This window comes from Pseudomonas sp. IT-P4, from assembly GCF_949767755.1.
Classification (GTDB): Bacteria; Pseudomonadota; Gammaproteobacteria; order Pseudomonadales; family Pseudomonadaceae; genus Aquipseudomonas; species Aquipseudomonas monachiensis.
The window spans coordinates 583,749-593,452 of record NZ_CATKPX010000034.1; the positions used below are offsets into that span (position 1 = coordinate 583,749).

A 9,704-nucleotide genomic window follows, 5' to 3' on the forward strand; every position below is an offset into this window, starting at 1 on the left:
AAAGGTCTGCGCATGGAAAGGCATCCTTGCTCGACTCAGGGTGTTTGTTGGGTGATCTCGTTACCGCGAATGACTTCCACGCTCTGCTTGCGCGGCGCGGCGCCAGGACTGGTAGTGACAGGTTTGGGTGGCCCGGTCATGGCCAGTTGGCTGAATTGCAACAACTCGCGGTTGGCATTGGCCAGGTTGGCGGCAGAGCCGCTGTCGCCGGCCCAGTAGCGCGCCAGGCGTTTTTCATCGGCGCTACGCACGGCCAGGCGCAGCACGCCGGCCTGGGTCGCGAGCATCAGGCGGCTCACCAGTTGTTCAGGAACGGCGAGCAACACGGTCCGCGCCGCGGCGCGGGATTGATCCTGTTTGAGTTTTTCATCGGCGTTGCGCGCCGGGCTGGAAGGCTGGCCGTCGTTGGTCAACCCCAATTGCTCGCCGACCCCGAGCACCCGCAAGGCCGGCACTACGAGTTGAGCCGTTGGCTGAGGATTGAGGGTGTCCATGCGCAGGAACAGCAGCACATCGACATAGTCCCCCGGCGTCAGTTGCCCGCCGACTATGACCACTTCGTCTGTGGCGACCGCGAGGGCGCGCTCATTGGGGCGGATCATCCGCGACAGCTTGCTGCCGGCTTCGAAGCTTTCGTCGTTGAGCCAGCTGCCGGCGGTGAGGGCGCGCCAGGGGGTACGGCCAATCGCCTGGTCGAGGCTGGTCAGGCTGCCGACCGGGGCGGTGTGCAACTGTTCCAGGACGACATCGGCGGGGGTGACCGGGGTATATGGCGCGACATCGTTGACCAGCACGACCACCGGATGGCGGGTCGGGTCATTTGCCGACAGAGGTGCCTGTGGGATGGCCAGCGGTGCATTGGCGGTGGATTGGGCAACGGCCTCGGGGGCCGGTTGGCGACTCAATGAGAGTCCCCAGTAGCCGGTAATGATGGCGCCGACCAGAAACAGTCCGGCGAGGCCCAGAGTGACACGGCTGTTCATGAAGGCTCTCCCTTTCCTGCTGCGCAAACCTCGTCAAGTCCAACGAGACAACTTCGCAATCAGGCAGCTATGAACATGGAACTATTTCGCTATTTGACCGTAGCGCAGGTAGAGCAAAATGCCATTAGTGCGGGGAAAATATCTAACGGAAGTGCAAAGTTGCGATAAAACGACCTGTTTTTGACGTCAACGAAACGGTTAATGCTTTCGTATTAATGCGTATTTACAGTTGTTGGGCCTGGGAATGCCGACAATGCTGGTGCTGGCACTGGGGAATCATGTTGCGTCCGTGCAACACCCGTCGTCGTCCAGGAGAAATGCCATGTCTTTTTCCACGCTTGTTTTTAAGGTCGCTGCCGAAATCGCATATTACAAAGGCTTGATCAAGGATACCGAGGGGGCTTCAGGTATTGAGTACGCGGTTATCGCTGCCATGGTCGCGGTGGTTATCGCCGGGCTCAGTTCGGGCGTTGGGGATGATATTAGGACGGTGTTCGGCAATATCAGGACTGCACTGGTCCCTAGTTCCTGATTAAGGCATCGGAAATGCTGAAATCGGGTACTAACATCAGCGCTTCGTCCATTGCAGGTGTTACCTCATGAACACTCTCGCACAGCCACGCCAACAGTTGCTTCTGGTGGATGACGAAGAGGACGCATTGCTTGAGTTGGCTGAGTTGCTGGAGGGTGAGGGGTTCAACTGCTTTACGGCCACTTCGGTCAAGCTCGCGCTGCAGCATCTGACCCGGCATCCCGATATCGCTTTGGTGATCACCGATTTGCGCATGCCGGAGGAGAGCGGCATGTCGTTGATCAAGCGCTTGCGCGAGCATACGTCGCGCCAGCATTTGCCGGTGATTGTGATGTCGGGGCATGCGGGCATGGATGATGTCAGTGACATGTTGCGCTTGCAGGTGCTGGATCTTTTTCGCAAGCCGATTTATCACGTGCGGTTGTTGGAGACGCTCAATAATCTGTTTCCTCAGCCGCAGGTTTATCTGGTCAAGCGTTGACTTGGCGGCCTCTGGGCCGACCATGTTGGTGGTTTGGGTTGAGTACATATCCATTTCTGCGGTAACGGCGGCTGGCGGTTTCGCCCTTACGGCGACTCACTTTTTTACAAGCGCCTAAAAAAGTAAGCAAAAAACGCTCGCCCCTTACGTACGGCCCCTCGCTAAGGCTCGGGGTTCCTTCGCTGCGGTATTCATCCGGGGGCATTGCCCTCCGGTCGGCTTCGCTTCGACCTACATGCAATGAGTTCGACTGCGTCGAACGGCGCTGCGCGCCAATTCCCGGATGAACACCTCCGCTCAGCCTCCCGAGGGGGCGGGTGGATCAAGATCAAAAGCTGCAGGCGAGCTAACGCTCGGCCTGATGAGTGGTGAAGAGCGTGGGTGTACGCCGACCTGCCTTTGCTCTTCTGTGGGAGCGGCGGTGTGGCGATCCGACTTGCTCGCGAAGGCGGCCTGAAAGCGACCTGATTATCTGAGTGTACGCAGCCCATCAGGAGCACGCTTCCTCACCATGAATATCAGCCGTTCAGGCCACCGGTCGCCAATGCCCGACCATATGCTCCAGCTCCCCGAGACCCACCAATTGAAAGTCCCCACTCGGCCCCGGCGTACTGGCCAGCAACGTCATTTCACTGGGCAGCCGTACCGGCTTCTTGAACTGCACTTCGATCTCGACATTCGCCACAGGCAGATGCCCGGCCAGCGCAGCCAGGGTGCGCGCCTTGTTCCACAGGCCATGGGCGATGGCGGTCGGGAAGCCGAAGAGTCGGGCGCTGGCCGCGCTCAGGTGAATCGGGTTGTAGTCGCCGGACACCTTGGCGTATTGCCGGCCGATGTCCGAGGGCGCTTTCCAGTGCTCGACTTCGCTCAGGGCCAGGCTCGGTACCAGGCTCTCTTCGAGCGGTTCGCCCTCGAGTTTGACGCCGCGACAGAGCATCCGGCTTTCTGCTTCCCACAGCGGGCCCAACTGATCGTCGAGTGTGGTCAGCAAATCGAACGTTGCGCCTTTGGCGTGGGGTAGCAGGTTCTGCACTTGCACGCTGACGCGCACCCGACTCACCCCGCCCATGGGGCGCAGTACACGAATGCGGTTGCTCAGGTGAATCAGACCCAACAGCGGGAACGGGAAGTCCCTGGCTGTGAGCAGTTGCATCTGCAAGGCAAACCCGAGGATGTGCGGGTAGGTCGGCGGCAGCAGGCCGTTGTCGGCGAAACCACAGACCTTGCGATAGGCCGCCAGGCGCTTGGGATCGACTTCGACCCAGCAACGCAACCCCGAATCGGGCAGGTGGCTGCCAGTGATTTTGCGCCGTGTCGCCGCTCGTGCGTACAACCCCGGCAGGCCGGGTTCGCGGTTGAGTGTGTGCCAGTCGGTGATCATCCTTAAGCTCCCAGAACGCTTTGCCCACATACGCGCAATGCTTGCCCGGTGAACGCGCCGGTGCCCGGTTGCGCGAGCCAGGCCACGGCCTCGGCGACGTCCTGCGGCAGGCCGCCCTGGCCCAGCGAACTCATGCGCCGTCCGGCTTCGCGCAGGCCGAAGGGAATGTGTGCGGTCATCTGCGTTTCGATGAACCCCGGCGCCACGGCGTTGATGCTGATGCCGCGCTCTTGGAGCAGCGGCGCCCAGGCTTGTGCCATACCGATCAACCCGGCCTTGCTCGCCGCGTAATTGGTTTGCCCGCGATTGCCGGCGATGCCGCTGATGGACGCCAGCAGGATCACCCGGCCGTTGTCGTGCAGGGTGCCGCTGTCGAGCAGGGCTTTGGTCAGCACTTGCGGCGCATTGAGGTTGACCGCCAGCACCGCGTCCCAGAATTCCGGGGTCATGTTGGCCAGGGTTTTATCCCGGGTGATGCCGGCGTTGTGCACTACGATGTCGAGGCCATCGGGCAATTGTTCGATCAACTGCGCGGCGGCGTCTTCGGCGCAGATGTCGAGGGTGATGCTGCGCCCGCCGAGGCGCGCGGCGAGCGCTTCGAGATCGGTTTTGGCCGCAGGCACGTCAAGCAGGGTGACGTCGGCACCATCACGGGCCAGGGTTTCGGCGATGGCGGCACCGATACCGCGTGCTGCGCCGGTAACCAGAGCCTTGCGCCCGGCGAGCGGGCGTGTCCAGTCGGTGACTGGCGTCGCGCACGGATTCAAGCGAATGACCTGCCCGGACACGAAGGCGCTTTTCGGCGAGAGGAAAAACCGCAGCGGGCCTTCCAGCTGCGCCTCGGCACCTTCGCCGACGTAGATCAATTGCAGGGTGGCACCGCTGCGTAATTCCTTGGCCAGGGAACGGCCGAAACCTTCCAGGGCACGCTGTGCACTGGCGGCGAACGGGTCGCGCAGGGTTTGCGGGTCACGCCCGAGAATCACCAGGTGCGCACAGTGTTCGAGGTTCTTCATCAGCGGCTGGAAAAACTCGCGCAGTTGCTTGAGCTGATCGGTGTGCAGCAGGTCACTGGCGTCGAATACCACGGCCTTGAGTTTCGGTCCGTGGCCGGGAATCCAGGCCGTGGCCATCGAAGGCTCGGTGCCGTAGCTGTAGATCGCGTCGGTCAGGCGGTTGGCGAAGGCGTTGACGTGTTCGGTCAACGGCCCGCCGCCGATCAGCAGTGCGCCTTCCACAGGTCGCAACCGGCCCGCTTGCCAGCGCTCAAGCCTGGTCGGCGTCGGCAACCCCAGGGCGCCGACCAGGCGGTGGCCGATGGACGAATTGGCGAAGTCGATATAGCGGTCAGACATGGAACGCGCTCCGAAAGCTGGGGATCAAAGTGTGGACCACGAATGGCGATCAGTCGTTCGATCCACGAGATAAGGCCTACGCTTGGTCATTGTAGGAGCTGCCGAAGGCTGCGATCTGTTGATCTTGATTCCAAAAAAGCCAAGTCAAAAGATCGCAGCCTTCGGCAGCTCCTACAGGGGGAGTTTCAATTTTGGCAATTTCATCAGGAGCTTTTCATGACCCAACTGCGCCGCGTCGCGATCATCGGCGGTAACCGGATTCCCTTCGCCCGCTCCAATGGCCCCTACGCCACGGCCAGTAACCAGGTGATGCTCACCGCCGCCCTCGAAGGCCTGATCGAGCGTTACAACCTGCACGGCCAGCGCATCGGCGAGGTGGTCGCCGGGGCGGTGCTCAAATTGTCGCGGGACATGAACCTCACACGTGAGTGCGTACTGGGTTCGCGACTGTCGCCCGCCACCCCGGCCTATGACATCCAGCAGGCGTGCGGCACCGGGTTGGAGGCCGCGCTGCTGGTGGCGAACAAGATTGCCCTGGGGCAGATCGACTGTGGCATTGCCGGTGGCGTGGACACTACCTCGGATGCGCCGATCAGCGTCAGCGAAGGCCTGCGCAAAATACTTCTGCAAGCCAACCGCGCGAAAACCACCGGCGACAAACTGAAAACCTTCCTGCAGTTGCGTCCCAAGCATCTGGTTCCCGAATTCCCGCGCAACGGCGAGCCGCGTACCGGGTTGTCCATGGGACAGCATTGCGAGTTGATGGCGCAGACCTGGGACATCCCGCGCGAAGCACAGGATCAATTAGCGTTCGAGAGCCATCAGAAACTGGCCGCGTCCTACGCCGAGGGCTGGCACAACGACCTGATGACACCCTTCCTGGGCCTGACCCGCGACAACAACCTGCGCCCGGACTCCACGCTGGAAAAGCTCGCCGCGCTCAAGCCGGCCTACGAGAAAAGCGCCAAGGGCACCCTGACCGCCGGCAACTCCACGCCACTGACCGATGGTGCGTCACTGGTGCTGTTGGGCAGCGAGGAATGGGCCAAGGCACGCGGCTTACCGATCCTGGCCTACTGGCGTGACGGCGAGGCGGCGGCGGTGGATTTCGTCAACGGCGCCGAGGGCTTGTTGATGGCACCGGTCTACGCCGTGCCCCGGTTGCTGGCGCGCAATGGCCTGACCTTGCAGGACTTCGACTACTACGAAATCCACGAAGCCTTCGCCGCGCAGGTGCTGTGCACCTTGAAGGCCTGGGAAGATCCCGAGTACTGCAAAACCCGTCTCGGGCTCGATGCGGCGCTGGGCTCGATCGACCGCAGCAGGCTCAACGTCAAGGGCAGTTCATTGGCGGCGGGGCATCCGTTTGCCGCCACGGGCGGGCGCATCGTCGCCAACCTGGCGAAGTTGCTGGATGCGGCGGGCAAGGGGCGGGGACTGATTTCGATTTGTGCGGCGGGCGGGCAGGGCGTGACCGCCATCCTCGAACGCTGAACACGAAAAAATGTGGAGGCCGCTCCCACAGGTTTTTTACCAGGCTCAGATTATGTGAACGACACTGAAGCCTTGTGGGAGCGAGCTTGCTCGCGATGGGGCCATCAGCTTCAACATCTATGTTGACTGATATACCGCCATCGCGAGCAAGGGTTGATGGTGTGCCGGCTGATCAGGTCCGGAACCTGCGCACCAACCCGTCCAGCTCATTCGACAACCCGGCCAGGCTCTGGGAGTCCAGGCGCGCCGAGTTGGCCAGTTCCGCCACCAATTGCGCATCGCCATGGATCTGGCTGATGTGCCGGTTGATGTCTTCGGCCACTTGATGCTGTTGTTCCGCCGCCGTGGCGATCTGGGTGTTCATGTCGCGGATCACGTCCACCGACTCGCGGATCTGTCCGAAGCTGTTGCGTGCCTCGCCGATGCGGGTCACCGATTGCTGGGACACTTCCAGGCTGGCGTGCATCTGATGGGCCACCTGGCTGGTGCGTTTGGCCAGATTGCCCAGCAGTCCGTCGATTTCCGCCGTGGAGTCGGCGGTGCGCTTGGCCAAGGCCCGCACTTCGTCGGCCACCACGGCAAAGCCGCGTCCCTGTTCACCGGCACGGGCCGCTTCGATCGCGGCGTTCAGCGCCAGCAGGTTGGTCTGTTCGGCGATCGAGCGGATGGTCCCCAGGATCGACTGAATGTCGTTGCTGTCGCGTTCGAGCTGTTGCATCGACTGGGCCGACTGTTCGATTTCCTGGCTCAGGCGATCCACGCTGTTCACCGCCGCGTCGATCTGCTGCTGACCTTCGCGCGCCTGGCGCTGGCCACTGTCGGCAGACTCCGCGGCCTGGCTGCAAGAGCGCGCGACTTCGTTGGCGGTGGCGACCATTTCGTGGAACGCCGTGGAGACCATGTCCACCGCTTCACGCTGGCGTCCGGCGGCTTCGGCCATGTCGCTGGAGACCTGGGTCGAACTCTTGGACGTGGCGAGGATCTTGCCCGCCGCGCCGCCGATGTTCTGGATCAGGTTGCGAATCGCGGTCAGGAACTGGTTGAACCAGTTGGCCAGTTGCGCGGTTTCATCGTTGCCACGGATTTGCAGGTTCTGGGTCAGGTCGCCTTCGCCCTGGGCGATGCCTTCCAGGCCGCTGGCCACGCTGCGGATCGGGCGCACGATGAGGCTGGCGAAACTGGCGCCGACGACGGCGAAGATGACAGCCAGGACGGCGGCGATGATGGCGATCAACCAGGTCAACTGGGTCGCGGAGCTCATCACGTCGTCCTGTTTGATCAGGCCGATGAAGGTCCAGCCCAGTTGCTCCGATGGCCAGACGTTGGCCATGTAGTGCTCGCCGTTCAGCTCCACTTCCACCAGGCCCTTGCCGGCCTTGGCCAGTTGCGCGTAGCCGTCGCCAAGGCTGTTCAGCGGTTTGAAGTTGTGTTCCGGTTGTTTCGGGTCCACCAGGACCATGCCGGTGTTTTCCAGCAGCATCAGGTAGCCGGTTTCACCGAGCTTGATCTGCTTGACGATTTCGGTGAGCTGCTTGAGCGTCACGTCGATGCTGACCACGCCACCGTTGGTGCCCAGTTTGTTGTCGATGGTGCGCACGGTGCTGACGTAGGTCGCGTCGTCCTGGGCCCAGTAGTAAGCCTCGGTGCGGAACGGCTTGCCCGGTTTGGCCTGGGCGGCCTTGTACCAGGGGCGCTGGCGCGGGTCGTAGTTATTGAGCTTCGGATCATCCGGCCACGACACATAGCCGCCCGCCGCGGTGCCGAGGATGGCATAGGCATAGGCCGGGTGGCTGTTGCCCAGGTCCTGGAGCAGGGCGAAGACTTTTTTGTCCGCCTCGCCCTGGGGGACGCTCTCGGCGTTGGCGGCCATGTAAGTCTTGAGGCTGTCGTCGGAGTTGCGGATCAGCGGTTGCTTGGCCAGGTAATCGACGTTCTGGCTGATGCCGTCAAAGAACAATTGCATGGCGTTGCTGACCTGACGAATCTCGCGGGCACTGCCGTCGACGAATTCGTCCCTGGCATCACTGCGCAGGTTCAGCACAACGAGGGTGGCGACCAGCACCACGGGCAGGCAGGCGATGATTGCAAACGCCCAGGTCAACTTCTGTTTGATGTTCATCCGCGCTCCAGATTTTCTTGTCGGCCCACGCAGTGCAGATGACTCGCGGTTTATTGGCCGCCGTAAACGTTCTTGGTCAACCCGGATCCTTGAGTGCGGCATCGCTATTGTTGGGGGAGCGATTGTCGGACAAATCACTTTGTCACTTAGGGCTTCGGCCGTTGTCGGAGGAAATTGAGGTCTGTTGGGAAAAATCCTACGGAAGGCATGAGTTGTGTTGTCAGCTTCTGTCGCAATTGCCCTCAATGCCCCTGCACAACAAGTGACGCAGGCTCGGCTATGATCTGGAACGACCCATGGCGGTCGTCGGTTTTACCTGATGAAATCGGCACATTGTGTGCATCTGCAATGTTCATAAGTCGGCAACCCCTCCCCCCCGTGAGTGGATTGCCGTATAACGAATGACTTTCGCGTGTTTGGTAATAAAGGACCCACAATAAAAGCTGATGAAGACTCCAAAACGCATTGAACCCCTGATCGAGGACGGTCTGGTCGACGAGGTGCTGCGCCCACTCATGAGTGGTAAAGAAGCAGCTGTTTATGTGGTGCGCTGCGGCAACGAGTTGCGTTGCGCGAAGGTCTACAAGGAGGCGAATAAACGCAGTTTCCGTCAGGCGGCCGAGTACCAGGAAGGCCGCAAGGTGCGCAACAGCCGTCAGGCCCGTGCGATGGCCAAGGGCTCCAAGTTTGGCCGCAAGGAAACCGAGGACGCCTGGCAAAACGCCGAAGTGGCGGCGCTGTTCCGTCTGGCCAATGCCGGTGTGCGGGTGCCCAAGCCGTTCGACTTTCTCGAAGGCGTGCTGCTCATGGAGCTGGTGGCCGACGAGTATGGTGATGCCGCGCCGCGTCTGAACGATGTGGTGCTGGAGCCGGATCAGGCCCGCGAATATCACGCGTATCTGATTTCCCAGATCGTGCTGATGCTGTGTACCGGTCTGGTGCACGGCGACCTGTCCGAGTTCAACGTGCTGCTGACGCCGACTGGCCCGGTGATCATTGATCTGCCGCAGGCGGTGGACGCGGCGGGCAACAACCACGCGTTCAGCATGCTGGAGCGGGATGTGGGCAACATGGCGTCCTACTTCGGGCGGTTTGCGCCGGAGTTGAAGAAGACCAGGTACGCCAAGGAAATGTGGGCCTTGTACGAGGCCGGCACCTTGCACCCGGCCAGTGTCCTGACCGGCGAGTTCGCCGAAACGCAAGAGCTGGCCGACGTGGGTGGCATCATGCGCGAGATCGAGGCCGCGCGCCTGGATGAAGAGCGCAAGCAAGCCGTACGCGCGGCGGACGATGCTCCGCCGGGCAAGACCGAAGAACCGCCTCCGCCATGGATGCAGTGATCGGTTAAAGAAAAACCCG

At 61.7% G+C, this 9,704-nt stretch carries 8 protein-coding genes and 1 pseudogene; 4 read left to right on the forward strand and 5 right to left on the reverse strand.

All coding sequences use genetic code 11. The annotated features are described in order from the left end of the window. Nucleotides 1-35 precede the first annotated feature (35 nt). Nucleotides 36-983: a Flp pilus assembly protein CpaB gene (gene cpaB, locus ACM6IT_RS15950; RefSeq protein WP_414918311.1), complete on the reverse strand. Its 948-nt coding sequence runs from the start codon at nt 981-983 to the stop codon at nt 36-38. 322 nt (nt 984-1,305) lie between these two features. Between cpaB and ACM6IT_RS15955 the strand changes: the two genes are divergently transcribed. Both ACM6IT_RS15955 and ACM6IT_RS15960 read left to right on the forward strand, forming a co-directional pair. Further along, a complete protein-coding gene (locus ACM6IT_RS15955) occupies nt 1,306-1,515 on the forward strand; it encodes a Flp family type IVb pilin (protein ID WP_414918312.1) in 210 nt (69 codons plus the stop codon). A 67-nt stretch (nt 1,516-1,582) separates the two neighbouring features. Next, on the forward strand, nt 1,583-1,996 hold the full coding sequence (locus ACM6IT_RS15960; RefSeq protein ID WP_414914282.1) for a response regulator: 414 nt from the start codon (nt 1,583-1,585) through the stop codon (nt 1,994-1,996). A 526-nt stretch (nt 1,997-2,522) separates the two neighbouring features. On the opposite strand, the gene ACM6IT_RS15965 is transcribed toward ACM6IT_RS15960, so the two are convergent. Further along, the gene (locus tag ACM6IT_RS15965; protein WP_414914284.1) at nt 2,523-3,377 is read right to left on the reverse strand and encodes a MaoC family dehydratase; all 855 of its coding nucleotides are present in this window, start codon (nt 3,375-3,377) and stop codon (nt 2,523-2,525) included. A 2-nt stretch (nt 3,378-3,379) separates the two neighbouring features. Next, complete coding sequence (locus ACM6IT_RS15970; RefSeq protein WP_223541695.1) at nt 3,380-4,732, reverse strand: 3-oxoacyl-ACP reductase; 1,353 nt, start codon at nt 4,730-4,732, stop codon at nt 3,380-3,382. 216 nt (nt 4,733-4,948) lie between these two features. Here ACM6IT_RS15970 and ACM6IT_RS15975 point away from each other — a divergent pair, with 216 nt between their 5' ends. Beyond that, on the forward strand, nt 4,949-6,226 hold the full coding sequence (locus tag ACM6IT_RS15975) for an acetyl-CoA C-acetyltransferase (RefSeq protein ID WP_414918313.1): 1,278 nt from the start codon (nt 4,949-4,951) through the stop codon (nt 6,224-6,226). A 172-nt stretch (nt 6,227-6,398) separates the two neighbouring features. On the opposite strand, the gene ACM6IT_RS15980 is transcribed toward ACM6IT_RS15975, so the two are convergent. Both ACM6IT_RS15980 and ACM6IT_RS15985 read right to left on the reverse strand, forming a co-directional pair. Beyond that, nucleotides 6,399-7,166 carry a methyl-accepting chemotaxis protein gene (locus tag ACM6IT_RS15980; RefSeq protein WP_414914300.1) on the reverse strand — a complete coding sequence of 256 codons (768 nt, stop codon included), beginning with the start codon at nt 7,164-7,166 and terminating at the stop codon, nt 6,399-6,401. Nucleotides 7,167-7,256: 90 nt separating this feature from the next. Continuing rightward, a pseudogene (locus tag ACM6IT_RS15985) lies at nt 7,257-8,447 on the reverse strand (cache domain-containing protein); the annotation flags it as partial. 344 nt (nt 8,448-8,791) lie between these two features. Between ACM6IT_RS15985 and ACM6IT_RS15990 the strand changes: the two are divergent. Beyond that, nucleotides 8,792-9,685, forward strand: coding sequence for a PA4780 family RIO1-like protein kinase (locus ACM6IT_RS15990; protein WP_056725232.1), 894 nt, complete (start codon nt 8,792-8,794; stop codon nt 9,683-9,685). Nucleotides 9,686-9,704 lie beyond the last annotated feature (19 nt).

Bases quoted from the DNA above. Each gene is read 5' to 3' on its own strand.
- ACM6IT_RS15975 (WP_414918313.1), top strand. From the start codon at position 4,949: ATGACCCAACTGCGCCGCGTCGCGATCATCGGCGGTAACCGGATTCCC.
- ACM6IT_RS15970 (WP_223541695.1), bottom strand. From the start codon at position 4,732: ATGTCTGACCGCTATATCGACTTCGCCAATTCGTCCATCGGCCACCGC.
- cpaB (WP_414918311.1), bottom strand. From the start codon at position 983: ATGAACAGCCGTGTCACTCTGGGCCTCGCCGGACTGTTTCTGGTCGGC.
- ACM6IT_RS15965 (WP_414914284.1), bottom strand. From the start codon at position 3,377: ATGATCACCGACTGGCACACACTCAACCGCGAACCCGGCCTGCCGGGG.
- ACM6IT_RS15960 (WP_414914282.1), top strand. From the start codon at position 1,583: ATGAACACTCTCGCACAGCCACGCCAACAGTTGCTTCTGGTGGATGAC.
- ACM6IT_RS15980 (WP_414914300.1), bottom strand. From the start codon at position 7,166: ATGGCCGAAGCCGCCGGACGCCAGCGTGAAGCGGTGGACATGGTCTCC.
- ACM6IT_RS15990 (WP_056725232.1), top strand. From the start codon at position 8,792: ATGAAGACTCCAAAACGCATTGAACCCCTGATCGAGGACGGTCTGGTC.
- ACM6IT_RS15955 (WP_414918312.1), top strand. From the start codon at position 1,306: ATGTCTTTTTCCACGCTTGTTTTTAAGGTCGCTGCCGAAATCGCATAT.